The sequence below is a fragment of the Sphingomonas leidyi genome (assembly GCF_011761945.1).
GTDB lineage: Bacteria > Pseudomonadota > Alphaproteobacteria > Sphingomonadales > Sphingomonadaceae > Sphingomonas > Sphingomonas leidyi.
This window is the reverse complement of record NZ_JAASQV010000001.1, coordinates 2,025,391-2,051,387: the sequence shown is the minus strand read 5'-3', so window position 1 is coordinate 2,051,387 and position 25,997 is coordinate 2,025,391. Positions and strand designations below refer to the sequence as shown.

At 66.4% G+C, this 25,997-nt stretch carries 23 protein-coding genes and 1 tRNA gene; 12 read left to right on the top strand and 12 right to left on the bottom strand.

Annotation, left to right across the window (positions count from 1 at the left end; all coding sequences use genetic code 11):
- Positions 1-10 precede the first annotated feature (10 nt).
- Positions 11-87: transfer RNA gene (locus FHR20_RS09665), tRNA-Met, on the top strand.
- Between the two features lie 650 nt (positions 88-737).
- On the opposite strand, the gene FHR20_RS09660 is transcribed toward FHR20_RS09665, so the two are convergent.
- Together FHR20_RS09660 and FHR20_RS09655 are read right to left on the bottom strand one after the other, a co-directional pair.
- Positions 738-1,229, bottom strand: a complete 492-nt coding sequence (locus FHR20_RS09660; RefSeq protein ID WP_167299295.1) for a nuclear transport factor 2 family protein — start codon at positions 1,227-1,229, stop codon at positions 738-740.
- Positions 1,230-1,255: 26 nt separating this feature from the next.
- Positions 1,256-2,698, bottom strand: a complete 1,443-nt coding sequence (locus FHR20_RS09655; RefSeq protein WP_167299294.1) for a serine hydrolase domain-containing protein — start codon at positions 2,696-2,698, stop codon at positions 1,256-1,258.
- A 105-nt stretch (positions 2,699-2,803) separates the two neighbouring features.
- On the opposite strand from FHR20_RS09655, the gene FHR20_RS09650 reads away from it, so the two are divergent.
- Positions 2,804-3,985 carry a winged helix-turn-helix domain-containing protein gene (locus tag FHR20_RS09650; protein WP_208413462.1) on the top strand — a complete coding sequence of 394 codons (1,182 nt, stop codon included), beginning with the start codon at positions 2,804-2,806 and terminating at the stop codon, positions 3,983-3,985.
- Positions 3,986-4,270: 285 nt separating this feature from the next.
- Here FHR20_RS09650 and FHR20_RS09645 read toward each other — a convergent pair whose 3' ends face one another.
- Both FHR20_RS09645 and FHR20_RS09640 read right to left on the bottom strand, forming a co-directional pair.
- Positions 4,271-5,110 carry a hypothetical protein gene (locus FHR20_RS09645; protein WP_167299292.1) on the bottom strand — a complete coding sequence of 280 codons (840 nt, stop codon included), beginning with the start codon at positions 5,108-5,110 and terminating at the stop codon, positions 4,271-4,273.
- Between the two features lie 654 nt (positions 5,111-5,764).
- Complete coding sequence (locus FHR20_RS09640; protein WP_167299291.1) at positions 5,765-7,660, bottom strand: hypothetical protein; 1,896 nt, start codon at positions 7,658-7,660, stop codon at positions 5,765-5,767.
- A gap of 123 nt (positions 7,661-7,783) precedes the next feature.
- Between FHR20_RS09640 and FHR20_RS09635 the strand changes: the two genes are divergently transcribed.
- Complete coding sequence (locus tag FHR20_RS09635) at positions 7,784-8,512, top strand: FadR/GntR family transcriptional regulator (RefSeq protein ID WP_167299290.1); 729 nt, start codon at positions 7,784-7,786, stop codon at positions 8,510-8,512.
- Here the strand turns inward: FHR20_RS09635 and FHR20_RS09630 are convergent.
- Complete coding sequence (locus tag FHR20_RS09630) at positions 8,509-9,231, bottom strand: FadR/GntR family transcriptional regulator (RefSeq protein WP_167299289.1); 723 nt, start codon at positions 9,229-9,231, stop codon at positions 8,509-8,511. The genes FHR20_RS09635 and FHR20_RS09630 overlap by 4 nt on opposite strands.
- Positions 9,232-9,381: 150 nt before the next feature.
- On the opposite strand from FHR20_RS09630, the gene bglB reads away from it, so the two are divergent.
- Entirely contained in the window at positions 9,382-10,527 is a 1,146-nt protein-coding gene (gene bglB / locus FHR20_RS09625; RefSeq protein ID WP_167299288.1) for a beta-galactosidase BglB, read from the top strand.
- Positions 10,524-12,062, top strand: a complete 1,539-nt coding sequence (locus tag FHR20_RS09620) for an MFS transporter (RefSeq protein WP_167299287.1) — start codon at positions 10,524-10,526, stop codon at positions 12,060-12,062. The genes bglB and FHR20_RS09620 overlap by 4 nt, the downstream gene beginning before the upstream one ends.
- On the opposite strand, the gene FHR20_RS09615 is transcribed toward FHR20_RS09620, so the two are convergent.
- Together FHR20_RS09615 and FHR20_RS09610 are read right to left on the bottom strand one after the other, a co-directional pair.
- Complete coding sequence (locus FHR20_RS09615; protein ID WP_167299286.1) at positions 12,059-12,949, bottom strand: ROK family protein; 891 nt, start codon at positions 12,947-12,949, stop codon at positions 12,059-12,061. The two genes, FHR20_RS09620 and FHR20_RS09615, sit on opposite strands and share 4 nt — an antisense overlap.
- Positions 12,946-14,718, bottom strand: a complete 1,773-nt coding sequence (locus FHR20_RS09610) for a hypothetical protein (protein WP_167299285.1) — start codon at positions 14,716-14,718, stop codon at positions 12,946-12,948. The genes FHR20_RS09615 and FHR20_RS09610 overlap by 4 nt, the downstream gene beginning before the upstream one ends.
- Positions 14,719-14,898: 180 nt before the next feature.
- On the opposite strand from FHR20_RS09610, the gene FHR20_RS09605 reads away from it, so the two are divergent.
- Positions 14,899-17,538 carry a TonB-dependent receptor gene (locus tag FHR20_RS09605; protein ID WP_167299284.1) on the top strand — a complete coding sequence of 880 codons (2,640 nt, stop codon included), beginning with the start codon at positions 14,899-14,901 and terminating at the stop codon, positions 17,536-17,538.
- A 66-nt stretch (positions 17,539-17,604) separates the two neighbouring features.
- On the opposite strand, the gene FHR20_RS09600 is transcribed toward FHR20_RS09605, so the two are convergent.
- Genes FHR20_RS09600 through FHR20_RS09585 form a run of 4 tightly spaced genes read right to left on the bottom strand, consistent with a single transcriptional unit; the run spans position 17,605 to position 19,986 of the window.
- Positions 17,605-18,054 carry a CBS domain-containing protein gene (locus FHR20_RS09600; RefSeq protein ID WP_167299283.1) on the bottom strand — a complete coding sequence of 150 codons (450 nt, stop codon included), beginning with the start codon at positions 18,052-18,054 and terminating at the stop codon, positions 17,605-17,607.
- 38 nt (positions 18,055-18,092) lie between these two features.
- Positions 18,093-18,941: a pirin family protein gene (locus tag FHR20_RS09595; RefSeq protein ID WP_167299282.1), complete on the bottom strand. Its 849-nt coding sequence runs from the start codon at positions 18,939-18,941 to the stop codon at positions 18,093-18,095.
- 26 nt (positions 18,942-18,967) lie between these two features.
- Positions 18,968-19,348, bottom strand: coding sequence for a DoxX family protein (locus FHR20_RS09590; RefSeq protein ID WP_167299281.1), 381 nt, complete (start codon positions 19,346-19,348; stop codon positions 18,968-18,970).
- Positions 19,349-19,359: 11 nt separating this feature from the next.
- Positions 19,360-19,986, bottom strand: coding sequence for an FMN-dependent NADH-azoreductase (locus FHR20_RS09585; protein ID WP_167299280.1), 627 nt, complete (start codon positions 19,984-19,986; stop codon positions 19,360-19,362).
- Between the two features lie 104 nt (positions 19,987-20,090).
- On the opposite strand from FHR20_RS09585, the gene FHR20_RS09580 reads away from it, so the two are divergent.
- Positions 20,091-21,023, top strand: a complete 933-nt coding sequence (locus FHR20_RS09580) for a LysR family transcriptional regulator (RefSeq protein WP_167299279.1) — start codon at positions 20,091-20,093, stop codon at positions 21,021-21,023.
- A gap of 134 nt (positions 21,024-21,157) precedes the next feature.
- On the opposite strand, the gene FHR20_RS09575 is transcribed toward FHR20_RS09580, so the two are convergent.
- Complete coding sequence (locus tag FHR20_RS09575; RefSeq protein WP_167299278.1) at positions 21,158-21,361, bottom strand: hypothetical protein; 204 nt, start codon at positions 21,359-21,361, stop codon at positions 21,158-21,160.
- Positions 21,362-21,787: 426 nt separating this feature from the next.
- On the opposite strand from FHR20_RS09575, the gene FHR20_RS09570 reads away from it, so the two are divergent.
- The 5 genes from FHR20_RS09570 (at position 21,788) to FHR20_RS09550 (ending at position 25,979) form a co-directional block, all read left to right on the top strand.
- On the top strand, positions 21,788-22,174 hold the full coding sequence (locus FHR20_RS09570) for a VOC family protein (protein WP_167299277.1): 387 nt from the start codon (positions 21,788-21,790) through the stop codon (positions 22,172-22,174).
- A 58-nt stretch (positions 22,175-22,232) separates the two neighbouring features.
- Positions 22,233-22,745, top strand: a complete 513-nt coding sequence (locus tag FHR20_RS09565) for a nuclear transport factor 2 family protein (protein WP_167299276.1) — start codon at positions 22,233-22,235, stop codon at positions 22,743-22,745.
- Between the two features lie 48 nt (positions 22,746-22,793).
- Complete coding sequence (locus FHR20_RS09560) at positions 22,794-23,480, top strand: LuxR C-terminal-related transcriptional regulator (protein ID WP_167299275.1); 687 nt, start codon at positions 22,794-22,796, stop codon at positions 23,478-23,480.
- Positions 23,481-23,664: 184 nt separating this feature from the next.
- Positions 23,665-24,918 (top strand): MFS transporter, encoded by a 1,254-nt coding sequence (locus tag FHR20_RS09555; RefSeq protein WP_243857170.1) that lies wholly within the window; start codon positions 23,665-23,667, stop codon positions 24,916-24,918.
- Positions 24,919-24,923: 5 nt separating this feature from the next.
- The gene (locus FHR20_RS09550; RefSeq protein WP_208413549.1) at positions 24,924-25,979 is read left to right on the top strand and encodes a sugar phosphate isomerase/epimerase family protein; all 1,056 of its coding nucleotides are present in this window, start codon (positions 24,924-24,926) and stop codon (positions 25,977-25,979) included.
- Positions 25,980-25,997: the final 18 nt, after the last annotated feature.

Genomic DNA, 25,997 nt, shown 5'->3' with positions numbered 1-25,997 from the left:
CCCTTGGTGCCGCGGGATGGAGCAGCCCGGTAGCTCGTCAGGCTCATAACCTGAAGGTCGTAGGTTCAAATCCTACTCCCGCAACCACACACAAATCACAAACCCCGCAAGTCCAGCGACTTGGCGGGGTTTTTCTTTGCCCAACCTCCGCGCTCCAACAAAATCAATCACTTACCAGCAAAATCAATCCCTTAAGAGCCGCAGGCCCGAACCAGCGCCCCCAACCCCGCAACCTCTCGCGGCCCCGCAGCGCGCCCGCAATCGATCAAGCGCCTGCCTTTGCCGCGGGTTCGCCGATCGGCAGCAGTCGGAACTGGCCGCAGGCTATCGCGATGAGGCCGTTTCCGGCGCCAGCATCGTCGGAAGGGCGGAACTCGCCCAGCTCCTGCTCGTCGCCAAACTACGGACCGGCGATATCGAGGAGGATATCCTGCAGCATGCCGCATGCTGGGCGCGATAAATGTCCTTCCCGAACCATCTCGCGATACTGGCAGCTTCTCCCCGGCCTGGTGTGCTCCTGGAAAGCGAGCAAGGGATTAGCCGGTCTGCCATCGCCTGCATCGGGCCGCCACATCGTCGCAGACAGGAAGAGATCCTCTTCCCCTATGACCGCTACGCGCCCCAATTGCAGCCATGATCGCATCCTACCTAATGCCCTGAAAACGGTCATTCCTCCGGTCGCGTTCCTGGCGGTCTGCGAGCCATTGTCGCGGGGGCAAAGGCGGGCATTTACAAACCTAGACGGGATCGTGGTTGGAGTAGATTACCGACACGATTTTCCACCCGCGCTCGGTACGCACGAGATGCCACGCCTCCTTTCCGGCGTTTATCGGTCGGCCGCCGAGCAGGTAGACGAAGTCGAAGGTTACCGAAGCGATGTCACCATCGGTATCGATGGCCACATTGTCGAAGCGTTCCTCGCTGCCGTCCTTTTCGTTCGCAATGTCTTCGATGAAGGATGCCGGCGTCTTGCCCGGATCGAAGGCGGCCTTCATGTCCACGCCGGGCGTCCGCTTCGACCTGGCCGCCAGCGCGTCACTATCGACGCCTTGCCAGATGACCGGACCGTGGAACAGGGCCAGGAACGCGGCCTTGTCACGGCGGATGATTGCGGTGCGGAACGTCTCGATCACCGCGCGCACGTCGCGTTTGGCCGCGGCCTGTCCGTAGGGGGGCTGCGCACTCGGTGCGGCCGTCAGCAAGGCGGCGGCGATTGCGATACGGATCATCGAATTCTCCCGGTTCAGTCGCGCCGCTATTGCAGCGTCAGGGTCAGCATGCGGCTGCCGCCCAGCGCAGCCGAATAGTGGCGGCCGTCGGGGCTTCGCAGGTCATAGACGCCGATCGGCGTGACCAGGGCGAAGCGGCCGCCGCGCTTCGGCTCGACGCCGATCAGCGCCAGCGCCGACGCGTTACGCTGGGGAAAGCTGTTCAACCACGCGCCGAACGGATTGCCGGGTTCCAATGCTACCGTGCCCGTGCACAGGCCATCGCGCAGACCGAAGGACGCCGACCCGGAAATCTCCTGGCCGGCATAGCTGCCGCGATATCCGGTGACCCCGGCTGGGCAGTCTACCGCGCTGACGCCCGTAGGAAGGGGGCCGGCAAGAAAGGGGGCGGCGAGCATCTGTGCGGTCTGCTCGATCGCCGAAACCCATATCGCGTTCGAGCCGAGGCTGACGGCGAGTCCGTGTGTCGGGTAGAGCGCCAGCGCGCTCCGCGCCCCTTCCGCGATACCGGCATGATAGGCGATGCGTTGGCCGTCACTGTCGCGCAGCGTCCGCCAGCCGAACCCGATCGCATAGCGGCCTTCCCGCACATCGCTGCCGTCGGCCAGCTTCGCCGGGGTCAGCATCCAGTCGAGCGTCGCTGGCGAGACGACCTTGCCGTTCAGGATTTGCCCGCCCCATCGCGCCAGATCGGGCATTGTGGCGGACAATCCAGCGCCGCCCCAGCTATAGCTATAGTCATGCGGTGCGGCGCGAACGACCCGCCCGTCGTCGGCAAAGGCATAAGCGACCGAGGCGTTCGGGTCCGCACCCGTGCGATCGGCGCCGATCTTCAGCCCAGGAGTGATCTGTGCAGCGAGGTAGTCCAGATACGGACGGTGCGCCGCCTGCTCGACCACCGCGCTGAGCAGCGTAATGCCCCAGGTCGAATATTCGTAGCGTGTGCCGGGCGCGCTGAGCAGCGCGCGATCCTGAAACAGGCCGACCGCTTCGCGGACCGATTTGAACGCGTGCCCGCCGCGGCCATCGTCGACCCGCTGATAGTGCGGCAATCCGGAGATATGCGCAGCCAGTTGCGCGCTGGTGATCGGCGGCCACCGGCCCGGCAGCCACGGCAACAGGGGGCCGATCGGCGCATTGGTGTCGAGCTTTCCCGCTTCACGCAATTTCGCGGCCGCGGTCACGGCGAAGAGTTTCGACACACTGGCGAGCCGGAACACCGTATCGGCGGTGACTGGCCGCTGCGCCTCCCGATCGGCCTGCCCAACCGAGCCGCTCCAGACGAGCGCGCCGCCGCGCCATACCGCGGCACCCATGCCCGGCACGCCGTTCGCTTCAATCTGCGCGGCAAGTATGGAGTCGGCGATGCGGCGGGCCGTCGCCGTATCGGCTTGGGTCGGCTCGGCGGACGCCTTGCACCCGAACAGGGTAAGCGCGATGAAGGCACTCAGCGTGAAGGGCGATCTCATGGTACCTCGAACATGGCTTGATGGGAGCGCAGGTCGGCTCTGCGCCAACCGGACTGCCGCCGCCGCCGCGCGGCCGGCAAGAAAAGAAAAGTGAAATTTGGTGAAATGCGTGAGACCGACACCGACGCGCCGTTGTTGCGACTATGCCGTCGGCGGCGTTCGGTCCGGGATGGATCGCGCGAAGTGCGGCTGCCGGACCTGTCGTTCCGGCTGATCGACCTGCTCGCCAGCCGCGCGCCCGCGGATGTCACATATGCCGAGATCGAAAGTGCCGTGTGGCAGGCCCAGGTGACGCGTGAGACCATCAAGCAGCGTGTCAAGCTCCTGCGCGACGGCCTCGCACCACTTGGTGTTCCGGAACACGCGATCGAGGCGGTGCGCAACATCGGCTATCGCACGACACTCTCCATCGGCCTGGTGGAAACGCCGGAGCGCCGCGACGACCGCAGCTTCATATTGGCGGCCGTCGCTGCCGCGCTGGCCTTAATGGCGGCAGTGGCCGTCCATCTGCTGGCGCGGCCGACGGGCACTGCACTCGTTCCCACGTTGCTGGTCGAAAGCCTGGCGCCCCCCGCCGACGTCGATCCCGCCGGTTGGGAAGGGGCCAGGCGCAGTCTTGTTCGCGATCTGTCGAAGATCGACGGCGTGCGCGTGCTCGATCGGCCAACGCCCGGCAAACCGCCGTCCTTGCTGGCGAGGCTTGCGCTCGATCGCGACGGCAATGATCTGCGCCTGTCGACCGAACTGCTCGATGGTCCGTCGAGCGCGGTTCTGTTTGCTGAATCCTATCGCTATGATCCTGCGAGCGTCGATCGCTCGCTCACCCATTTCGCCAGCAATGCCTATGCCGTCATAACCGCCTTGTCGCTTCAACTGGGCGACGAGGGCATGCCGGTGCAACCCGATGCCGTCCGGAGTGATTACGCCCGCGCCTTCGGGCTTTGGCGGCGAGGCGACCGGCAAGCCCTGATCGCCGCGCGGTCGATCCTGGAACGGTTGCTGGCCGAACGCGGTGCGCTTCCGGTCGTCCAATCGCTGCTGGTCCGGGTCAAGGCCGATCTGGTGCTGGGCCATGTCGGCGATGCCGCCCTTGCCCGAGAGGCGCGGCAGGAGGCCGAGCGGCTGGTCGCCGCACATCCGGATATCGGCGAGTTTCACTATTCGCTGGCGCGCGCGCTGCTCGCGCTCGGTCGACGCGAGGCGGCGCTCGACGAATTGCGGATCGCGCAACGGACGATGCCCTTCCTGTCGCGCGACGTAGCGGCGATCGAGCGAGCAGCGCCGTAACTTGAATCGGCGCGCCACGACGCCTGATAGTCTTCGCCGACGCAGTCGCAACGGTTAGAAGAGACTCGGCTCGCGTGCAGGACGCCGTCGGCGGCTAAGCGCCCTCATTCCGGCCGTTTGACCGGTCGGTCGTCATTGCCAAAAGTCGTCGTTTGTTCATCGTGATCGTCGCGGACACCCGTTCGATCTCTGCGATGGGCGCGGCGTTCCTATGCCGGAAAAAATAAGCCAGCCGATGCCACCGACGATGAGAAGTCCGACGGCCCAATCCATTGTCACGACCCCTCAGCGTTTCATCAAGAATATAAGGACGAGCAGCAGAACGGCTGCGGCCCACATGGGCGTAGCCAACTTCTGAATCTGGCTTTCAAGGCGCTCGATCCGGCTGACCAGTTCGAGGTGTTCCCGTGGCGGGTCATAGGGCGCGCCCGCCTTCGGCCGCGGTGCAAGGCGCTCCTTCGCATGGAAGTCGGGGGACCAATCCTCCTTTATCCACACGATGCGGGCGCTCTGCACATTGAGCGGCTTGCCGCCATCCCATCGAACGGTGCGCCCCATAAAGCTGCCCTCTACCGTGCCGTCGGGAAACAGCACTTCGATCGCGATGGTAAAATCCCATTTCTTGAAATCGAGCATACGTTCACGCAGGAGCCGGAATGTCTCTGGGCCTACGCCGATCCATGCGGACACACTGGGGCGCTTGTCGTTGACGACGCCATCGTCGGTGTTGATGCGAGGAAAATACTCGAAACGACCGACGAGTGATTTCCCGTCATGTTTGGCCGCGCTTTCGGCGATCCAGTCGGCGTCAACCTCATGGATATTCAGCATTGTGGTGATCTGGTTTAGCTGCCAGCCTTCTTCCATTTCGACCGGCTTGCTCTCATCCCCGTCTTCCTCATCCTCGGCAAACAGGCTGACGCGCTCGTGATGCTCATCACCGATAATGACACTGGAGCCGGTCAGGAAGCTGCCACTCTGCTCGCACTTCAGTTCGATGGTCTGGCGATCGGGGCTATCACCTTGGGCATGGTAGGCAAAGACGCGCCCGCCAAGTACTCCAAACTCCAAGCTAACGGTGCGCTCCATCAGATCGAGCGTCTTGCCCAACGCACGCTCGGCCATCGATCTGAAATCCCCCATGAAGTTACCCCGCGAATCCTATAGCAACGGCAACGGCCTGGAGGAATGCAGATGTATCCAATTAGCCGATCATTCCACTGCTAGGATCGCCGCTATTGCTTTAGTGACTAATGCGTCAGGCCATTCACTAGCTTTATTGAAGTGACGTGAGTGCCAGTATGACCGGCCTCAATAGGCGGCTTCCGTCAGGATCGGACGTTCACCAGAGATGAGATGAACGACCAGCTCTGGTCGATAGCGGCCGTGCGCCTTGGCTGACCGGGGACGGCAGCTTTCCTATGTCGATCGTCCGAGAACCGCCAGTCCGAAGCCGGCCCAATTTCAGGCATTGAGCCGACTACGTCGGAGGCCGCAGCCCAGCCGTTATGAAGACCGTTGGCATGATCTTGCTTGGATAGGCCTAGGCAGCCGCGTGGAACAACAAGCCCGTTTGTGGGAGCTCACTTATCTTCCTGGCGACTTCCATAACATCGGCTGATCCGAGGAGGCGAGTGCCGGCCCGCATGTAAAGATGGTTGCATACTCCCGCAACCAACCGCACACACAAACCCCGCAAGTCCAACGACTTGGCGGGGCTTTTTCTTGCCCGATCGGCGCTTCCGGAAGCTGTCCCGTAATCATATCGGGTCATCCGGGCTAGGGACCGGCGCTCTGGGTGGCACGCGCCAGGATCGGGTATCCGATCTCCCTGCCGTTCACGCTCAGGAGCTTCGGGGCAGGTTCGCCGCCTTCGGCGAGAATGCGCTTCCCAAGGGCGGGCGCCGCCTCGATCCGCATTCGGCCCTGCGTCCCGGCGACGTCGAGACGTACTATGCCATCCTGCTGTTCGGCACGGGCATCGGCGCCGGCGAAGGCCTTGCGCCAGCGGGCAAAGGCCTGCGTATCGATCCCTTCGGCGCCGCGCAGCCACAGCGCCGCGAGCCCCGGTCCGGTTGGCGCCCGGGCGGCATGGACGATGGTCAGGCGGGAAGCCGGGTCGCCGGGCCTTTCGCGGACCAGTTCGATCGCCGCGTCGCCGCCTGCCGGGGTGGCGGCGGTTGCAAGCAGGATGCGCACGCCGATCACCGCATCCTTCCAGCGGACCGAGATCAGGGCGCCCGCGGGAATCCGCATCGGTACCTTGGGCGTGCCCGCCTGGACGCGCTTGTCGTCCACCCAGATCTCCGCCTGGCTGGGGATGGTGAACTGGGTGAGCAGGCGCTCGAGCCCATCGCCGTTGTTCATGCGGACGCCGGGGCCGGCGGCGAGCAGCTGGAGGATCTCCGGGCCGCGCTGGACCGTCGCCAGGAAGGGCACCAGGTGCAGCGCTTTCATTGCGCCCTGGCGTTCGGCCTGCTTGTTGCGGCCAAAGGGGTCGCCGCGGCCGTCCATGAACAGGATCATCTGCGCGAAGTCGGGCGTGTCGCCGATATTGCCGACGAGCATCCGATCATCGCCGCCCCGGCCGGCACCGGCGGAGCCCAGGCTGAAGGACCGGCCGATATATTGGATGGCGACGCGTTCGGGCTCGGCACCCCATTTCTGCACGACGATGCGTGGAACCTGCCGGCGCAGCGCATCGGCCTGTGCTCGGTCCGGCCCCCATTCGGCGGCATCGAGCATCGACACCAGATTGGCGCGCGGCCCGTTGATCCAGCCCGCACCCTCCAGCTCCGGCCGGGCGCGCAGCCAGCCGGCGGGCCAGGTCTGCGCCTCGAGATAGCCGCGGCCCCAGAGATAGTCGTAGCTGCGCGCGTTGGCACCGCCAAGCCGGTCGCCCGGCGCCCACCAATTGGCCGCGACGTCCGCCCAGAAATAGCGCAGCGCCACGCCGGCCTGGGCGCGCCCCTCCGCGCGTGCCGCATGGCGGGCGATCGCGGCCAGCGCCTCGATGTCGATGCCGTAATAGGTTGGCGAATCGAACTCCGTGACGCCGTGCTCGGCGGTGAAGGCCAGCCAGGCGTCGAGCCGCGCATAGCCCTGCGCCGCGATTTCCGGACGGTTCACGGCTTCGCTGCACAGGATCAGGTTGGCGGCCTGGGTCAGGTAGATGTTGGTATAGTCGAGCTTCACGGCATGGCGCTGCATGCCCGCGATGCCGGTATCGATCAGTGCCTCGAGCTTCGCCCGGGCATCGGCGGGCAGCCGGTCGCGGAACAGGCGGTGCAGGAGGCCGGCCTGGAACATGCCGAACTCGACGCCGTTCATGTCGAACACGCCGCTCTGGCCGTAGCGCCAGCGGAAATTGCCATAGGTCTTCGACGCGGGGTCGAGATCCTGCATGCGCCGCGCGAGATCGAGCGCGGGCGCGATCCGCTCGGGGCGCCAGTTCAGGCCGGCGCTTTCCAGCGCGAAGCGGAAGACCCCGCGGATGCCGACCTGCTCGTCCGGCTGGGCGATCCGCGGCCACATCGCGTCGAGCTCGCGCCCGCCCGCCGCCGGATCGGCGCCCCAGGGATTGGTGGCGGCAGGCTTTTCCTGCGTGGGGAGACCCGCCGCGGCGAGGGTGGTGGCGGTGCCCGCCAGAAGCGTCGCGGCAATCAGCATGCGCATGGGGAAGGAGTCCTCGTCCGTGGTGCGTCTTTTTATCAGGTCATCATATGACATGAACAATCAGTGACAAGCATGAATATTTCGGCTAGCCCGCGCGGATCGACAAGGCACAAGGGGGAGCGGATGGAATTGAAGATGCGGCCGAAAAGGTCGCTCGCCTCCGAGCTGGTCGATCATCTGCGCCGCCAGATCGAATCGGGCGCGCTGGCCCCCGGCGATCGCATTCCCACCGAGCGCGAGCTGGTGGAGGGATCGGGCGTCAGCCGCACCGTGGTGCGCGAGGCGATCGCCCGGCTCACTGCGGAGGGGCTGCTGGAGCCGCGCCAGGGATCGGGCGTGTTCGTCACCGAACCGCGCACTACGGCCTTTCATGTGTCGCATGGCGAGTTCGACGATCTGGTCGAGGTGCGCCGGCTGCTCGAGCTGCGCCTTGCCGTGGAGATCGAGATGGCCGGCCTGGCCGCGCGTCGGCGCAGCGAGGCGGATGTCGCCGAGATGCGCGTGCTGATCCAGCGCATCGCGCTCGACGTTGCCACGACCGGCGACGGCAGCGCCGCGGACGAGGCGCTGCACGGCGTCATCGCCCGGGCATCGGGCAACCGCTATTTCGGCCGGTTCCTCGAATTCCTGGAAATGGGGCTGGTGCCGCGGCGCGGGCTGCTCCGGCAGTCGGCCGAGGACGATGGCGCCTATACTGCCCGGGTGCATGAAGAGCATGTCGCGCTGGTCGATGCGATCGCCCGCCGCGACGTCGATGGCGCGCGCGAAGCGGTGCGCCGGCATCTGGAGCATGCACGGGCGCGGCTGGAGGATTTCCTCGCGCGCGGCGACGCGTCGGCGGATCCCGCCTAGCTGGCGAGGGCGGGCAGGTCCGCCACCGTGTCCGCGATGCGCCGGGCACGCTTCAGGCTGCGCTCGAGATGCCGGCGCGCGGCGCTGCGTGCCGCCCGGGCATCGCCGTCACGGATCGCGTCGACGATCGCGGCATGTTCTTCCTGGATCGTGTCGAGGTAGCGGCGCTGCTTCTCCTCGGTGCGCTTCACCATGGCGGCATCGCGCCGCGGCACCAGCTTGGAGCCGAGGAACTCGACGAAGCGCACGAAATACTGGTTGCCCGTGGCGCGGGCGATGCTCGCATGCAGCGCGGCATCCGCCTTCACGCCGCCATCCTCCGACGTGCTGGCATCGCGCAATATCTCGAGCCATTTCTCCAGCTCGGCGATGTCGGCATCGGTGCGCCGCTCGGCGGCCAGCCCGGCCATCTCGGTTTCCACCGCCAGGCGCAGTTCGAGGAGCTGCAGCACGTCGTGCAGATCGGCCAGCTCGTTGGGGTCGATCTGGAAGGCCTGGGGCGGCTCCTTGATGAATACGCCGGATCCCTGGCGCGCTTCCACCCAGCCTTCGGCCGAGAGGCGCGCGACTGCCTCGCGAACCACCGTGCGGCTGATGCCGAGGTCCTCCACCAGGGCGCGTTCGGTCGGCAGCTTGTCGCCGGGCGACAGCTCGCCGCTGCGGATCTTCTCGCGCAGCTGGTCGACCAGGTCTGCCGCCATCGAACGGCGCTCGGGCATTTTGATTATCGCCATATGGTCAGACCAGTAACGCGGTTGCCACGTCCCGCGCAACCATCCCCCGGTGCACCGATAAATGGTATGATGACATTATAAGTTCATGGACAGCGACCGCGATCGGGTCTAGGTCCGCCGAAAATGGAGGACGGGATGCAGGACGGACAGGGCGCTCTCGCACAGACCGACGGGACGGAGCGCTTCCGTGCGCGGCATGGCGTCGCGGAGATCGATTCGCTGATGGCGGCGCTGGTGCGCAGCCTGGTCGGCATCGAGGATGCCGGCGGCGAATTCCTGGTCAGCGTGATCGAGGGCCGGCGCTACGACATCAAGAGCTGGCACAATTGGGACTGGACCCAGGGCGTGGGGCTGTACGGCCTGGCGCGCATGTACGAGCGCGGCCGCGATCCGCTGGTGCGCGGCCATGTCGAGCACTGGTTCCGCCGCCGCTTCGACGAGCCGGCGGTCACCAAGACGATCAATACCATGGCGCCGATGCTCGCGCTTGCCTGCCTTGCCGAGTGGAGCGCGGACGACAGCTGGCATCCGCTGCTCGCCGAATGGGCCGAATGGGCGATGCACGCGCTGCCGCGCACCGACGAAGGCGGTTTCCAGCACGTCGTCATCGACCTCGCCAACGATCAGCAGCTCTGGGACGACACGCTGATGATGACGGTGATGCCGCTCGCCAAGATCGGCCTGCTGCTCGGCCGCCCAGCCTATGTCGAGGAAGCGAAGCGGCAGTTCATGCTGCACGTGAAATATCTCGCCGACCGGGCGACCGGGCTGTGGTTCCATGGCTGGACCTTTGACGGGCGCAACCACCTGTCCGCCGCGCTCTGGGCGCGGGGCAACAGCTGGATCACCATGGCGATCCCGGACTTTGTCGAGCTGCTCGACCTGCCCGAAGGCGACGGGCTGCGCGCCTTCCTGCTCGCCACGCTCGAGGCGCAGGTCGCGGCGCTGCGGGCCTGCCAGCGCGCCGACGGTCTGTGGCCGACGATCCTCGACGATCCCGAATCCTATGGCGAGGCATCGGCGACTGCCGGCATCGCCTATGGCGTGCTCAAGGCAGTGCGGCTCGGCCTGTTGCCCGCCGACTATCTCGCGACGGGCTTGCGCGCGGCCGAGGCGGTGATCGCCCATGTCGACGAACAGGGCGAACTCACCCAGGTCTCGTTCGGCACGCCGATCTTCGCGACCGTGGAGGAATATAAGCGGGTCCCGATCACCACCATGCCCTATGGCCAGGCGATGGCGATCCTAGCGCTCGACGAAGTGCGGAGGCTGCATCGATGAGCGCGCCGGCCGTCCGTGCCCCGCGCCAGGTCCGCCCCCATACCTATCTCGCCTATGGCATCACCGATCTGTTCGGCAGCGGCGCGATGGCGGTCATCGGCGGCTGGATCCTGTTCTTCTACACCAGCTTCTGCGGGCTGAGCGCGGTCGAGGCGACTTCGATCTTCGCGATCGCCCGTATCCTCGATGCGGTGGGCGGCACGTTCATCGGCCATGTCTCGGACACGATCGGCAATAGCCGGCTGGCCAGGCGTTTCGGCCGGCGCCGGATGTTCCTGCTCTTCTCGCTGCCGCTGATGCCCAGCTTCGCGCTGATGTGGGTGAGCGGCCAGACCTATCTCTATTACCTCGCCACCTATGTGTTCTTCGAGATCGTCTATGCGGCGGTGCTGATCCCGTATGAGACGCTCGCCGCCGAGATGTCCGACGATTATCGCACCCGCGCACGCTTTGCCGGCGCGCGCATCCTCACCGGGCAGGCGGCGGTGTTCCTGGCGAGCGTGCTGCCGCGCTTCATCACCGGCGGCACCAGGGACGCCACGGCGGACACCTTCCTGCTGATGGGCGGCATCTTCACGCTGATCTTCATCGGCGCGATCCTGACCACCTATCTGTTCACCTGGGAGCGCGAGCGCCGGCCCGAGGACGCGCTGGTGCCCGCGCCGGCGCCGTTCGGGCCGATGCAGATCTTCCGCAACATCGCGCTGACGCTGCGCATCCGCGCCTTCCGCCTGCACCTCGGCATGTATCTCAGCGGCTTCACCGCCAATGACGTGCTGATCGCGGTGCTCAGCTATTATGTGGTCTTCGTGCTCGGCGCGAACGTCGCCACCGCCTCGACCGTGCTCGGCGTGATGACCGCGACTCAGTTCGTGTCCGCGGCGACCTTCGTCCATCTGACGGTGCGGCTCCATCCGGGGCCGGCGTTCCAGCTCGCCGCCGCCTTCTCCGCCATCGGCATCCTGCTGATGGCGGCACTGGCGCTGCCCGGGTTTCCGGCGCCGCTCTGGTGGATCTATCCCGTCGCGATGTGCGCGGGGATCGGCCGCGGCGGCCTCGTCTACATTCCCTGGAACACCTACAACTATGTCGCCGATGTCGACGAGATCGTCAGCACCCAGCGCCGCGAGGGCATCTTCGCCGGGGTGATGACGATGGTGCGCAAGGCCGTGGGCGCCTTCGCGGTGATGCTGGTCGGGCTGCTGCTCGAAGCGGGCGGGTTCCGGCCGCTGGCGGCGAGCCAGCCGCACGGTGCGCAGCTCGCGATCCTGGGCGCGCTCACGCTCTGCCCGCTGCTGGCGCTGGCGCTCGGCATCCCCATCGCCCGGCGGTTCCGGCTCAACGAGCATACCCATTCGATGCTGATGGCGGAGATTGCGCGCTTCCGTGCGGGCGATCGTACGCCGCCCAAGGGCGAGGCCGCGGCGGTCGTCGGCGATCTCACCGGCCAGCCGCCGGCGAAGCTCTGGGCTGGCCAGCTCGAGGTGCCCGGCGCGGCGCCGGTCTATCGGGAAGGTACCGCGGCGGCGGTCTAGGCCGCCGCGTCCATCGCCAGCAGCAGCGCGCCGAGCATGCCGGCGCGCGGGCCGAGCGCGGCGGTGCGCACCATCGCCTCCACGCCGCCCCGCGCCTCGGTGATCGCGCCATAGCCGCCGATCAGCCGGTCGAGCGTGCGGGTGACCCGCATCGCAAGGATCGGGCGGGTGCCGATCCCGCCGCCCAGGATGACCCGGTCGGCCCCCGCGACCATCACGGCATTCAGGGCGAGATGGCCGAGATAATGGCCGAGCATCTCCCAGGCGGGATGCCCATCGGCCAGGTTGTCGGGGCTGGCACCCCAGCGCCCCTCGATCGCGGCGCTGCAGGCCATGCCCTCGACACAGTCGCCGTGCAGCGCGCAGACGCCCGGAAAATCGCCGCGCCCGGCATGATGCGGCACGAAGATATGCCCTGCCTCGGGATGCAGGCGGCTGCGGGCCGTCCGTCCGCCGATCACCAGGCCCAGCCCCACGCCAGTGCCGATCGTGACATAGGCGAAGCTCTCGACGCCCCGACCCGCGCCCAGGCGCTGCTCGGCGAGCGCGGCGGCGTTGACGTCGGTATCGAGGGCGATCGGCGCATCGACATGGCGGGCGAGTGGGCCGAGCAGGTCGATCCCGCTCCAGCCGGGCTTGGGCGTGACGAACAGCCGGCCGTGATTTGTCCCCGGCGCGATGCCCACCGGCCCGAACGCGCCCAGGCCCATGCCCGCGAGCGGACCCTGCTCGGCCAGCCAGCGGCCGACACGGTCGAGCGTCTCCTCGGGCGTTGTGGTCGGGATGCGAGTCTCGGCATGGATGGTGTCGAGGTCGCTCGCCACCGCCAGCTTGAAACTCGTGCCGCCGGCATCGATCCCGGCGAAGCGCGGTGCCGGCAGGCTCACGATATCCGCGCGATCGGCGGGGGCGGGCCGACCGGCGCGACCAGCTCGATGCCGTTCCAGCGCAGCATGCGGCTGCCGGCATGTGGCGTCACCTCGATCCGGTCCTTGCTCGGCCTGGCCGCGACGGGAAGGATCTCGATCGCGGCGGGGATCGAGGTGCGGCCGAGCGCAGTCGGTGCGATGCTGCCGCCCAGCGGCACGACATAGGCGACATGCGCCGCGCCCTCGCGCTTCTCGATCGCCCAGCGGCCCTGGGCCCCGGCGCCGTTGTTCCAGATCGCCGGGCCCATATGGACCACGGCTTTCCATTCGCCGGCGACCAGTTCGACCCTATATTCGTCGAGCGCGCGGGCCGTGGCGCCGGGGCCGTCCAGGACGAAGCGCAGCTGCAGTTCCTGCCCGGGAAAGCTGGCGGCGCGATCGAGCGTGATGTGCCAGTCGCCCGAATTGGCGATCGGATGCGCCGACATCAGCACGCGCTGTGCGCGCTGCGCCGCGACCATGCCGAACGAGGCGAAATCGCGCCCATCCTTCTCGCAGCGCACCCGGAACACCGGGGTCGGTCCGCGCCGCGCGGTGCGCCAGAAGGCGATAAGCGGGTGGCGCTGCGTCCAGAAGCTTTCGGCATTGGCCGAGCCCAGGCAGGCGGCATCGTCCAGCCAGGTCGTGCCGCGGACCGATTGGGCATCGTCCGCCGCCCGGATGAAGCGCTGGCGCACCTCTGTCTCGCGCTCGGGCAGGGCCGCGAAGCGCGGCGCCAGCGCGGGCGGGCAGGGCAGCATCGGCACTTCGCGCGGCGGCACCGCCACGCCGGGGCGCAGGGGGCGGCCGAGCCTGGCCGAGAGCCCGTCCAGCGTGGGATTGGGCGTGCGGTCATAATAGGCGCGCGAATGCGGGCCGGCCCATTGGTTGGTGCCGGGATGCCAATGGCTGGCGATCATCTCCCAGGTGATGCGGTGCAGCTCGGCCGCGGCGGCACGCGCCTGCGCGTCGTGCACGAAGGAGAGGATCGCCTCGATCTCCTCGAGCGCGACGATGGTGTAGGTCGGGCTGTTATACTCGTTGAACGAACCTTGCTCGCGCGTGTAGTCGAGCAGGCCGAGCAGCCGCTTGCGGCCATAGGCGAGCAGCTTCGGGTCCCGCATCAGCTCGCCCGCCGCCAGCGTCACCCGCGCGCCCATCACCGAGATGTTGGTATAGGCGGGGCCGACATCGCGGCGCATGATCGCCTCGCCGGCGCGGCCGATCGCCTTGCGCATGTCCGCGGCGAGGGCAGGGTTCAGCCGGTCGCCGTGCCGGCCGATCATCGCGGTCAGCCGCGCACCGTTGAAGTCCGCCCAGTTCCAGTCGGGCGGATCCATCTGGGCGAGCGTTTCCTCCCGATAATAGGACCAGATGCCATAGGTGGGGCTCGCCGGATCGATGTCCTGCAGGGCGATCACCTTGCCGATCACCAGTTCGGCCCGGGCGAGCCCAGCGGCCGATCCGGTATCGAGCAGGCGCTGCGCATAATCGAGATTGGAGCGCGAGGCGTGCACCCAGGTGCCGCGCGGCAGCCGTGTGGAATAGCCCTGGCCGCCCGACTTTTCGCCGAGCATGCCGATATCCGCATCCCAGCGCCGGTCCTTGCCCGCGACGTCGGGCACCCCGTCCGCGTCGGTCGCCGGAACGGTCTGCGGCGCGGCGGCGACCAGGCAGGTCGCCCCCGCCGCGAGCAGCATCTCCCGCCGCGTCGTGCGCCGGCCTTCGTGCATCTCCGGAACTTCCATCGCTTCCCACTCCCTGTAGCGACGATTGGCTCGTCTTGTCCGAATCCGCCTAGCAGCGACGCCCCGGCCCGTCACGTAAAATGGTATGATGACATGATGAACATACTAGACAGCTCCGATTTGGATGGATAACGAGTCGTCAAACGAGCCGCCGGAAGTGCGGCCATTTGGGGAGGTCTCATGTCCGTCAAAGCCACCATGCTCTCGTCGATCGCCTGCATCGCCCTGGCCGTTCCGGCCGTGGCGCAGGCCCAGCAGGCCGAGGAGCCGAAGAGCGTTCCCGCCGATCCGGCCAGCGACTCGATCGTGGTCACCGGCGTGCGCGCGTCGATCCAGTCCGCGGTCAACGCCAAGCGGAACGCCGATCAGGTGGCGGACATCGTCGCCGCCGAAGACCTCGGCAAGCTGCCCGATGCGAATGTCGCCGAGAATCTCCAGCGCGTGCCCGGCGTGCAGATCGAGCGCAATTTCGGCGAAGGCGCCCAGGTCACGGTGCGCGGCCTTTCCAATGTTCGCGTCGAGCTCAACGGCCGCTCGAACCTCGGCATTTCGGTCGGCCCCACCGGCTCGGACCCTTCGGGGCGCTCCACCGGCCTCGAGCAGCAGTCCTCGACTCTGTTCAGCCGGCTGTCGGTCTACAAGTCGCCCACCGCGGACCAGATCGAAGGCGGGCTGGGCGGCTTCATCAGCATGACGACGCCGCGCCCGTTCGACTTCAAGAAGCCGACGATCAGCTATCTCGCCGAGTACACCAACACCAATCTCGCCCGGAACCGCAACGGCTACAACCTGGCGCTTTTCGGCACCACCCGGCTGCTCGACGACCGGCTCGGCGTCGCCGTGAACGTCGCCTATTCGGATCGCGAGATCGGCTCGTCGCAGTTCATCCGCGGCGTGTGGAACCCCGGCACCACCACCGGCATGAAGACCGATTTCAACGGCGACGGCCAGCTCGACTACACCCCGCAGATCGCCCGTTCGGAATTCTATCGCATCAAGCGCAAGCGCTTCGGCGCCGGCGGTACGCTGCAATTCCAGGCGACCGACAATCTGATGCTCTACGCGGATGCGCTCTACACGCATCTCGAGACGCAGCGGCACATCGAATATCTCGCGATCCAGACGACCGATACCGGCGCCAATGCCTCGACGCTCACCAACGGCGTGATGGAGGGCAATTACGTGGTCGCCGGCACGCTGACCAACCAGCGCGTCCGCGTCGGCGGGGTCGAGCGCAACGAGCCGACCACTTCGCTGGTCGCCGGCGGTGGCGCGGTTTGGAAGGTCGGGCGGCTCAACCTGAAGGCCGATTTCGGCAAGTCGGTGGGCGACTATACCTATCGCCAGGACTTCATGGAGCTGGCTTCGCGCGGGCTGACGATCAACTATGACTATCGCACCGGCGACGTGCCCAACATCACGCTGCCCGCCGGCTTCGACCTCACCGCGCGCGCATCCTATCCCACCCGCTCGAACAGCGCGGCGAACGATACGATCGTCCACACGCTCGAGACCGCCTATCGGCTCGACGGCAGCTACGATCTCGATTGGGGCATGTTGAAATCGCTCCAGTTCGGCGGTCGCTATGCCGATCTGACCTCGGACTATCGGGATTATCAGGCCAAGCTGAACGCGACCAACCCGAACATCGCGACGCTGCCGGACTCCTATTTCGTCCTGTCGAACAACCCGGGCTATCCCGGCGCGACGGGCAATTTCCCCAGCCTGTTCCTGGTGCCCGACGTCTATGCCGGCGGCACCGGCGACGATTCGCTGCTGCTCTCCAACTATCGCCCGACCCGCCCGCGGCCGACGACCAGCTACTATATCAGCGAGAAGACCAAGGCGGTCTATGGGCGCGCCAATCTCGATGGCGAGTTGCTCGGTATCGGCTTTCGCGGCAATATCGGCCTGCGCGCGGTGTGGACCGACTTTGCGGTCGACACCACTGCCGATGTCGGCGGCGGCGTGATGGTGCCGCGCCACGACACCAGCCATTATTCGAACCTGCTGCCGAGCGCGAACATCAAGTTCTCGCTGGCGCGCGACCTGGTGCTGCGCCTCGCGGCCTCCAAGGTGATGTCGCGCGCCAAGCTGCAGGATCTGGCGCCGCGGCTCGCGGTCAACGGGCCGCTGGGCACCGCGTCGGGCGGCAATTCGAACCTGCGGCCGACCCGCGCGGACCAGCTCGACGCTTCGCTCGAATATTACATCCCCGGCGGCGGCATCGCCTCGGCGACGGCCTTCTACAAGAACATCACCGACCAGGTGGCCCGCACCACCATCGTCGAGGTGATCCCCGGCTTCGAATCCTACGGCCCGCTCCAGCGTTCGCTGCCGATCAACCTGGGCGTCGCCAAGGTGAAGGGCATCGAGCTCAACTATCAGCAGGCCTTCACCTTCCTGCCGGGCCTGCTCTCGGGCTTCGGCACCCAACTCAACGCCACTTTCATCGACACCTCGTCGTCGGACAACCAGCCCGTGCTCGGCCTGTCCAAGACGACCTATAACGGCATCCTCTATTACGAGCGGGGGCCGTTCACCGCGCGCGTGGCCTATAACTGGCGCAGCAAGTCGGCGCTGGGCTTCACCACCACGCCGGCGACCGGCCAGCTGCGGCCGAACTGGTATTCGTCGGACGATCAGGTCGATGCGTCGATCGGCTTCAAGGTCACCAAATATGCAACCCTGTCGGCGGGGGTGACCAATCTTTTCTACAAGAAGTCGGGCCGCACCAACTACAACCAGATGATCGACGCAGTGAACGGTTATGAGATCTCCGACCGCCAGTTCCGCATCGGCATCCGCGGGCGGTTCTGAGCGCTACCGGGCCTGACTGGAGCGAGACGGCATCGGGCCCGGGGTCCGATGCCGTCTCGTTCCGCCTCACGCCGCGGCCAGACGTGCCCGCGCCATGTCCTGCAGGACTGCGTTCTCCTCGATCTTTTCCTGCAGCCGCGACTTCACCACGTCACCGATGCTGACCAGGCCGACGACGCGCCCGCCATAGGTGACCGGGAGATGCCGGGTCCGGCTGGCGGTCATCACGCGCATGGCATCGGCGACGGTATCGCGCGGGTCCGCGTCGGGGCTGCCTCTGGTCATCACTCCCTGGACCGGAAGCGAGAGAGCCAGCTTGCCGGCCGTCGCCGCCGCCCGGACGATATCGCGTTCCGAGACGATGCCGAGCAGCCGGTCCGCGTCGTCGAGCACGACGAGCGCGCCAACCTGTTCCCGGGTCATTATTTCTACGGCCACTGCCAGTTCGCTGTGGGGCGCGATGCTGATGACGCGGCGGCCCTTGTGGCGAAGAATGTCCTCGATAAGCATGGTCATCTCTCCTGTGATCGAAGGAAGCGATTGGGGGTTGGCGGTCAGGCGTAGCGATGCCGGACCTCGGCGATGCGTGCCTCGCCGGCCTGCAGGTTCGCCGCGGACGTGTGGACGGAGTAATAGCCCAGCACGAGTTCGTGCGGGTGCGGCACGGCGGATCCGAGGACGAATGTCGCGCCCCCGGGGCCGGCGCGCAGGGCGATCGGAGCATCGCTCCGGTCGAAGGCGATCATCTCGCCGGCATGATAGGTGTCGGCACCCACCAGGGAGCCGTGCGAGAGGCTGAGCCAGCCGACCTCGTGACCCTCCGGCGTCTCATAGGTCCATGCCTCGCCGGGGGCGAGCGTCACCAGCAGATAGTTGAGGCCGTCGAACGAGCGGATCGGGCTCCTTTCACCCAGATAGGCGCCGGCAATGAGACGTGCCGGACCCATGGCCGGGATGCCGCTCGCTTCGACGAACTGCCATTCCGGCTCGCGCATCTCCATCGCTTCCGGCAGGGCGACCCAGAGCTGGAAGCCCTTGAAGCGGGCTGCGCTGTCGGGGCGATATTCGTCGCCGTGCCAGATCGCGCTGCCGGCGCGCATCCATTCGACGCCGCCATAGTCGAGCAGGCCGGTGCCCCAGTCGCCCTTGTCGAAGCGCAGATTGCCTTCGGTGAGCACGGTGACGGTGGCGATGCCCGAATGCGGGTGGAGGTTGCCGGCGCTCGCGATCGAAGACGGCGCGTCGACCAGGTCGAGGAAGACGAACGGCTTGAGATACTGGCCAAGGTCCGACGGGCTCATCAGCCGGGTGATCGGGCCGCCGCCGCGTCCTCGCGTGCGATGGACGACCTCACGCGGGGAGGGAATGGCAGCGGATATGGCGAGTGCGGTTTGCGATGACATGACAGGATACTCCGGTTCTGGAGGGTTCAGGCTTTGGCCGGGCGCGCACGGCGCTCGATGGCGAACGATCCGGCACCGGTCGTCGCGAGCAGAAGAAAGCCGCCGGCAAGGCCGAGATTCTTCATGAGATCGATCGGCATGCCGAGATGGACGATCAGGCCCGTGGCCACGCACCAGGCTGCAAGCAGCGGCGCGACGGCGCGCAGATGATAGCCGGTGACGATCGCGACCCCGCCGACGACTTCGCCGAGACCGACGAGATAGGTCAGGGCGGTCGCACCAGGCAGTTTGAGGCTGCCCAGCATCCCGGCGACCGCCGAGGGGTCGGTGAGCTTGCCGAAGCCGCTGACGACGAACAGCACCGCGAGCAGGATGCGTGCGACGAGCTTCAAGAGATTGTCGGACATGGGAGCGTTCCTTACGCAGCGAGCTTGCGGACTGCGGCGAGCTTGCCGATTTCGGCCCGGGCCGCCGCGATGGCCTGGTTGCGCGCGTCGTCGCCCATCGCCACGCCCTCGGCACGGATGAAGCTGACGTCCGTCACGCCGAAGAAGGCGAAGACGCCGCGCAGGTAGTTTTCCTGATGGTCGAGCGCCGCCATTGCCGTGTCGGCGCCGTAGAAGCCGCCGCGCGACGAGGCGATGATCACCTTCTTGTCGCCTGCCAGGCCGACGGGTCCGTTCTCGGTATAGCGGAACGTCTTGCCCGCCACCGCGATGCGGTCGATCCAGGCCTTGAGCTGGCTCGGGATGCCGAAATTGTACATCGGCGCGCCAACCACCACGATGTCGGCGGCAAGGAAGGCGTCGAGCGCGGCGCCGCCGGCGGCGATATCGTCGACCAGCGCCGGCGCTTCCGGGACGGCGCCTTGCGCCGCGGCAAGGTGCAGGCCGGTCAGGTGGCCGACCGGGTGCGTGGCAAGATCGAGCCGCTCGACCTGGAGGTTCGGATGCGCGGCGCGCTGCGCGGCGACGATCGCGTCCGAAAGCTGGCGGCTGACCGAAGCCGGCCCGAGGATGCTGGAATCGACATGGAGAAGTTTCATGGCCTTTTTCCTTCACGCGTTGGTGGGATGCATGAGAAATAGGCGTGACGGATATATCGTCGTAGCCTATATTATCAGATACAATCCATTCGGGATTTAGATGGATGATTGAATCGATCACGCTGGATCAGATGCGAACGCTCGTGGCGGCCATCGATGAGGGGAGCTTCTCGGCTGCGGGCCGCAAGATCGGGCGGGCGCAGTCCGTGGTCAGCCAGACGATCTCGGGACTGGAGACCCAGCTGAAGGTCGCATTGTTCGAACGGATCGGTCGCTACCCGGTGCCGACCGAGGCGGGCACGGCGCTGGCGGAGGAAGCACGGGCAGTGTTGCGCCAGGCGGGGCAGTTCCGGGCTCGTGCGCGGGACCTGGCAAGCGGAGTCGAGCCGGAAGTGTCGATCGCGCTCGACGTGATGTTCCCGATCGAGATATTCACTCGGGCAGTCTCCGGGTTCGAGGCCAATTTTCCCGACACGGTCCTTCGGGTGCATGTCGAGAGCCTCGGCGCGGTGATCCAGCCGGTGCTCGACAGGCGCAGCGCATTTGCGGTTTCCGGCACCGTGCCCCTGTTTTCTCCGGAACTTCAGCCGGAGCGGTTGCTGGCGATCAGGCTGGCGCTCGTTGCATCACCCGATCATCCGCTCGCCCGCGCATCCGACCCGCTCTCCGCGGAACAGCTTTCGGTCCATACGCAACTTGTGCTGTCGGACCGTTCGGAGCTTTCCCAGGGGCGGCAGTTCGGAGTGCTGGCACCGCGGGCATGGCGCCTCGCCGACCTGGGCGCCAAACATGCCTTTCTGAAGGCCGGCCTGGGTTGGGGCAGCATGCCGCTCTGGATGATCCAGGCCGATCTGGCCGCGGGCCGGCTGGTCGAGCTCCGGACCGAGAGCGATGTCTGGCCCGAAGGCGATCAGATGGCGATGCACGCGCTGCATCGCCGCGATGCGCCGCCGGGCCCCGCCGGGCGATGGCTGATCGCGCATCTTCGCGAGCAGGTGCAGAAATGCGAGTCAGGCGGCAGCCACGCCTCTATCTGATCGATCGGAGATGTCCAAAGCGGAGTGGCTGCTATCGGCCCATTGTCGGCCGGGCAGCTTGGCAAAATCCGCCAGTGGATAGCGCCCCAGCACCCGTTCGGAGCGCGTATCATGTGTTTTCGGAATGATCGTCCCTATCGTCCGTCGAAGATAACTGAACCGATGGCCGCCACGGCCACGCTCTGCAGCACCAGAAGGATTGCCTGTGTGCTCTCGAACAGCGAGTAGGCGGTTATTCCTAAGGCGTTCAGCGCAGGCTGGAAGACGATGAAGGAGATCATCAGGAAAATCTGGAATGCACTGATCGCCACGGACCAACGGAACTTCCACTGGTTCACGGGGTGCTCGCGCCACTTCTTGCTTGGCTCGGAAAAGGCCGCCGCGAGCAATATCGATAGTACGGGCGTGTATTGGCCAAGAAGCCAATTGAGTGCGATCTGACCATCGCCGCCATAGCGCCCGCCCAGGATCTGCAGGCAGACGCATAGAGTCGCGAAGCATGCAGCGATGAGCCACAGGATGAAGAGGTGTCGAACCGCTTTCTGCTAGTAAATCGATGTTCTTCGCGACTCTCACGGATTGCCCCCAGCAAGATCCCCGGAAGCGTATGCCGCACATGTCGTAAAGTCGAGCGCCATCGAAAGACGGTGGCCGAGGCTATTATCAGCGAATGACTCAAGGAACATTGGAACGGGGAGGGAAAATACGGCTGCGACCGGCTATCTGTTCCACCGCGCTAGTGCCTGTCAGTGTGGGAGGATCAAATGGAATCGTTGCTGATCGGGCCGGTCGGCCAGATCTCGCGTCGCGTCGGCGATATCGCTGCGGCCCGCCATTGGTATGGCGACGTGCTCGGCCTGGAACACCTCTATTCGTTCGGCGACATCGCCTTCTTCGACTGTGGCGGCGTTCGCCTGTTCCTCACGCAGGAAGGCGACGGTGCCGAAGGCGAATCCGTGATTTACTTCACGGTGAGCGACATCCGGCTCGCCCATTGCGCGCTTGAATCCGCCGGCATCGAGTTTTCGGCCGCGCCGCATCTGATCCATCGGCACCAGGACGGTACGGAGGAGTGGATGGCCTTCTTCAAGGACAATGAAGACCGCACGCTCGCGATCCTCGCGCGCGTGGCGGGCGAGCCAGCTTCCTGACATGCGCGTGCCGCATCCCAGCCACACGAGAACGGGCGGGCGGAACGGGCTGCGGGGCATGCTGTTGCGCGTCGCGATCCTTGCAACGGCCATCTCGACAGTCTCCGGCCAGGCCGCCGCGACGTCATCCGATGCGCGATGCCCCCATGCCGCGACCGCGGGACCTGCAGTCGAGGCGATCCGGGCGCTGGAATTGCGCGGCGCCCGCGCGAATGTCGATGGCTGGTCGATCGAGGAGGCGCGCAGCTTCTTTGCGCCCGATTTCGTATCGATCCAGCCCGACGGAAGCGTCACGCGGCTCGACAAGGTGCTGACGGCCTTTGCCGACGGCCGCAATGCCGGCTTCGCACGAAGCTTCGACATCACCGAGCTGGAGATCCGCGTCTATGGCTGCAATGCCGCCATCGTGATCGGGGCCGCGGATATCCGCGCGCGGGCGGCACCGCCCGATGCCCCGGCATGGCGCGTTCGCTTTCTCAACATATGGCGTCGCGATGGGGAGCGCTGGCGCCTCACCGCCAACCAGTTCGCCCGTATCCCTCCCGACCCGTACCAGGATCTGGAACCTTGATCGTCGGCGGGGAGTGAAATTCGGGCATCCCGCCGATAGGTTGCGGGAATGACCGACCATCGGCCCCGAGGACGCCCCGCGCATCCCGACATATTGACGCCGGGCGAATGGCGCGTCGCCAAGGCCGCACGCTTCGGCATGACCAACCGCCAGATCGCCGAGCGGTTCGAAATCGGTGTCGAGGCGGTCAAGTTTCACATCGCGAACATCCTGCTCAAGCTCGAGATGGCGCGAAGGCAGGATCTGCTGGACTGGCCGGGCATGCCGGCAGATGCACAAGCGCCCAGGGAGGCCGGGATGCGAGAACCAATGGCTGAGGGATCGGGCACGGGATCGAAGGCGTCGCCTCTTGTCCCGCCCGGATTCACGCGCGTGTTTCCCTATCTGTTTGTCGAGAATGCCAGGGCGTATCTCGGCTTTCTCGAGGAGGGGCTGGACGGCGAGATCATCGACATTCACGCCGCGCGCGACGGCACCGTGCTCAATGCGCATGTTCGCTTCGGCGACACCACCATCATGGTGAGCGAGGCCGCAAGGGGCCGTGCCGTCACCTACATGACCCTGTACCTCTACGTCGCCGATGCCGATGCCGCGATGGCACGCGGGCTCGCCGCCGGCGGGACCGAGGTCAGTCCGGTGGGCTTCCGCCCCTATGGCGAGCGCCAGGGTGGCCTTGGCGATCCGTCGGGCAATGTCTGGTGGCTCTCCCAGCGGCTCGCACCCGGCGGCTATTAGCCAATGCGGTCTGGCCGGGGGGAGGGACGCCGATGGCAGGGATGCGATCGATGCCCGGCTCGCCGCGCTCGATGCGCGAACCGGCGCGCCCTGCCGCGATTTCGGCGTGTAATCCTTTACACAGACTTTTGACCTGCGTAGCCTGGGCGCAGGCAGGAAGACTGCGGCAAGGGGAGAGGGGCGCATGGCCAGCTTGGGCAAGGATGCGCTGGATGCGTCGCGGCGTCCGGCATCGGGCATGCTGATGGGGCGCCTGAGCGCACTCATGTTCATGCAGTTCTTCGTCTGGGGCGCCTGGAACGTTACGCTTGGCCTGGTGATGCAGACCGTCGGGATCGGCAGCCTCATCGCCAATGCCTTTTCGGTAGGGCCGATCGCGTCGATCGCCGGATCCTTCCTGCTCGGCATGGCCGCGACTCGCTATCTGAGTCCCAGGGCGCTGATGGTAGCGCTTCATCTGGTCGGCGGTGCGATCCTGCTGGCGATGCCGTTGCTGGTGAAGCCGGAAACCGGCGGCACCTTCGTCTGGCTGCTGCTCGGCTATATGATCCTCTACATGCCGACGGTCGGCCTCGCGAACACGATCGCGCTGAAGAGCTTCGGCGAGCGTGCGGACCGGTTTCCCTTCGTCCGCGCGTTCGGCACGCTGGGCTGGATCGTCGCGGGCCTGATCATCGGCTGGATGGGCCTGTCGGCCAGCCCGGAGATATTCCGCGTTGCCGCCATCGTCTCCATCGCGCTCGGCCTCTACAGCCTGACCCTGCCGAACGTCGAGCCCGACGCGCCGCGCGATGCGGGGCTGGTACGTCAAGTGCTGTGCGTCGAAGCGTTCGGCCTGATGCGGCAGCGATCCTATCTGATCTTCATCCTCGCGGCGACGCTGATCTCGGTCCCGCTGGCAATGTACTACGCCTATGCCTCTGCCTATCTTGGTGCGGCGGGCATCGAGAATGTCGGCGGTACGATGGCCATCGGGCAGATGTCCGAGCTGGTCTTCATGTTCTCCATGCCCTGGCTCTATCGCCGGTTCGGCGTGAAGCCGCTGCTGCTGGTCGGCATGGCGGCCTGGGCCCTGCGCTACGCGTTGTTCGCGATCGGTGACGGCGGCGGTTCGCTCTGGGCCATCTATCTCGGCGTGGCGCTGCACGGCGTGTGCTACGACTTCTTCTTCGTTGCCGGCGCGATCTATACCGGCACCATCGCCTCGCCCAAGGGCGTCAACGCCCAGGCGCAGGGCATGCTGACGCTGTTCACCTATGGCGTCGGCATGCTGCTCGGCTCGCAGATCGGCGGGCTGCTCTATGCGCAGTTGCCGGCGGCGCAGACCATCGCCGACTGGCAGCACATGTGGTGGTATCCGGCGATCGCGGCTGCCGTCATCGCCGTGCTGTTCCAGCTCTTCTTCCAGGACGACAGCCGAGGGGAGGCCGCGGCGTGAGCGGGATGCAGGGGCCGGCGATCTTCCTCGCCCAGTTCCTGGGCGATACGGCGCCGTTCGATACGCTGGACGGGCTGGCGAAATGGGCGGGGGATCTCGGCTATGCCGGAATCCAGATTCCCTGCGATCCACGGCTGATCGACCTGCGCCTGGCTGCCGAGAGCAAGGCCTATTGCGACGACCTGCGCGGCGGGCTCGCCCGGTTCGGTGTGGAGCCGACCGAGCTTTCGACACACCTGCAGGGGCAGCTCGTCGCGGTCCATCCAGCCTATGACTCGCTCTTCGACGGGTTCGCGCCGGCCGAGCTGCGCGGCAAGTCGGCGGAGCGCCAGGCCTGGGCGGTCGAGCAGGTCAAGCTCGCGGCAAGGGCAAGCGCCAATCTCGGGCTGGGCGCGCATGCGACCTTTTCGGGCGCGCTGGCCTGGCCCTATGTCTATCCCTGGCCGCAGCGACCGGCGGGGCTGGTCGAGGAAGCGTTTGCCGAGCTTGCGCGGCGCTGGAGGCCGATCCTCGATGTGTTCGAGGAAGCGGGGGTCGACTGCGCCTTCGAGATCCATCCGGGCGAGGATATCCATGACGGTGCGACCTGGGAGCGTTTCCTCGAGGCGGTCGGCAACCATCCCCGCGCGCGCATCCTGTTCGATCCGTCGCACTATGTATTGCAGCAGCTCGACTATCTCGACTTCATCGACCGCTATCATGACCGCATCGCATGCTTCCATGTGAAGGATGCCGAGTTCAACCCGACCGGGCGGACGGGCGTCTATGGCGGCTATGAGAGCTGGGTGAACCGCGCCGGCCGCTTCCGCTCGCTGGGCGACGGACAGGTCGATTTCGTCGGCATCTTCAGCAAGCTGGCGCAATATGGCTATGCGGGCTGGGCCGTGCTCGAATGGGAATGCGCGCTCAAGCGGTCCGAGGACGGCGCGCGCGAAGGCGCGCCCTTCATTCGCGATCACATCATTCGCGTGACCGAGCGTCCGTTCGACGATTTCGCGGCGAGCGGTGTCGATCGGGACGCGATCCGTGCGCTGCTGGGGCTTTCACCGCGGCAGGACTGAATTCGAACTCGTCGGTTG

Excerpts from the sequence above, each read along its gene's own strand:
- FHR20_RS09660 (WP_167299295.1), bottom strand. The coding sequence starts at position 1,229 with ATGATCCGTATCGCAATCGCCGCCGCCTTGCTGACGGCCGCACCGAGT.
- FHR20_RS09655 (WP_167299294.1), bottom strand. The coding sequence starts at position 2,698 with ATGAGATCGCCCTTCACGCTGAGTGCCTTCATCGCGCTTACCCTGTTC.
- FHR20_RS09650 (WP_208413462.1), top strand. The coding sequence starts at position 2,804 with ATGCGTGAGACCGACACCGACGCGCCGTTGTTGCGACTATGCCGTCGG.
- FHR20_RS09645 (WP_167299292.1), bottom strand. The coding sequence starts at position 5,110 with ATGGCCGAGCGTGCGTTGGGCAAGACGCTCGATCTGATGGAGCGCACC.
- FHR20_RS09640 (WP_167299291.1), bottom strand. The coding sequence starts at position 7,660 with ATGCGCATGCTGATTGCCGCGACGCTTCTGGCGGGCACCGCCACCACC.
- FHR20_RS09635 (WP_167299290.1), top strand. The coding sequence starts at position 7,784 with ATGGAATTGAAGATGCGGCCGAAAAGGTCGCTCGCCTCCGAGCTGGTC.
- FHR20_RS09630 (WP_167299289.1), bottom strand. The coding sequence starts at position 9,231 with ATGCCCGAGCGCCGTTCGATGGCGGCAGACCTGGTCGACCAGCTGCGC.
- bglB (WP_167299288.1), top strand. The coding sequence starts at position 9,382 with ATGCAGGACGGACAGGGCGCTCTCGCACAGACCGACGGGACGGAGCGC.
- FHR20_RS09620 (WP_167299287.1), top strand. The coding sequence starts at position 10,524 with ATGAGCGCGCCGGCCGTCCGTGCCCCGCGCCAGGTCCGCCCCCATACC.
- FHR20_RS09610 (WP_167299285.1), bottom strand. The coding sequence starts at position 14,718 with ATGGAAGTTCCGGAGATGCACGAAGGCCGGCGCACGACGCGGCGGGAG.
- FHR20_RS09605 (WP_167299284.1), top strand. The coding sequence starts at position 14,899 with ATGTCCGTCAAAGCCACCATGCTCTCGTCGATCGCCTGCATCGCCCTG.
- FHR20_RS09600 (WP_167299283.1), bottom strand. The coding sequence starts at position 18,054 with ATGACCATGCTTATCGAGGACATTCTTCGCCACAAGGGCCGCCGCGTC.
- FHR20_RS09595 (WP_167299282.1), bottom strand. The coding sequence starts at position 18,941 with ATGTCATCGCAAACCGCACTCGCCATATCCGCTGCCATTCCCTCCCCG.
- FHR20_RS09590 (WP_167299281.1), bottom strand. The coding sequence starts at position 19,348 with ATGTCCGACAATCTCTTGAAGCTCGTCGCACGCATCCTGCTCGCGGTG.
- FHR20_RS09585 (WP_167299280.1), bottom strand. The coding sequence starts at position 19,986 with ATGAAACTTCTCCATGTCGATTCCAGCATCCTCGGGCCGGCTTCGGTC.
- FHR20_RS09580 (WP_167299279.1), top strand. The coding sequence starts at position 20,091 with ATGATTGAATCGATCACGCTGGATCAGATGCGAACGCTCGTGGCGGCC.
- FHR20_RS09570 (WP_167299277.1), top strand. The coding sequence starts at position 21,788 with ATGGAATCGTTGCTGATCGGGCCGGTCGGCCAGATCTCGCGTCGCGTC.
- FHR20_RS09565 (WP_167299276.1), top strand. The coding sequence starts at position 22,233 with ATGCTGTTGCGCGTCGCGATCCTTGCAACGGCCATCTCGACAGTCTCC.
- FHR20_RS09560 (WP_167299275.1), top strand. The coding sequence starts at position 22,794 with ATGACCGACCATCGGCCCCGAGGACGCCCCGCGCATCCCGACATATTG.
- FHR20_RS09555 (WP_243857170.1), top strand. The coding sequence starts at position 23,665 with ATGGCCAGCTTGGGCAAGGATGCGCTGGATGCGTCGCGGCGTCCGGCA.
- FHR20_RS09550 (WP_208413549.1), top strand. The coding sequence starts at position 24,924 with ATGCAGGGGCCGGCGATCTTCCTCGCCCAGTTCCTGGGCGATACGGCG.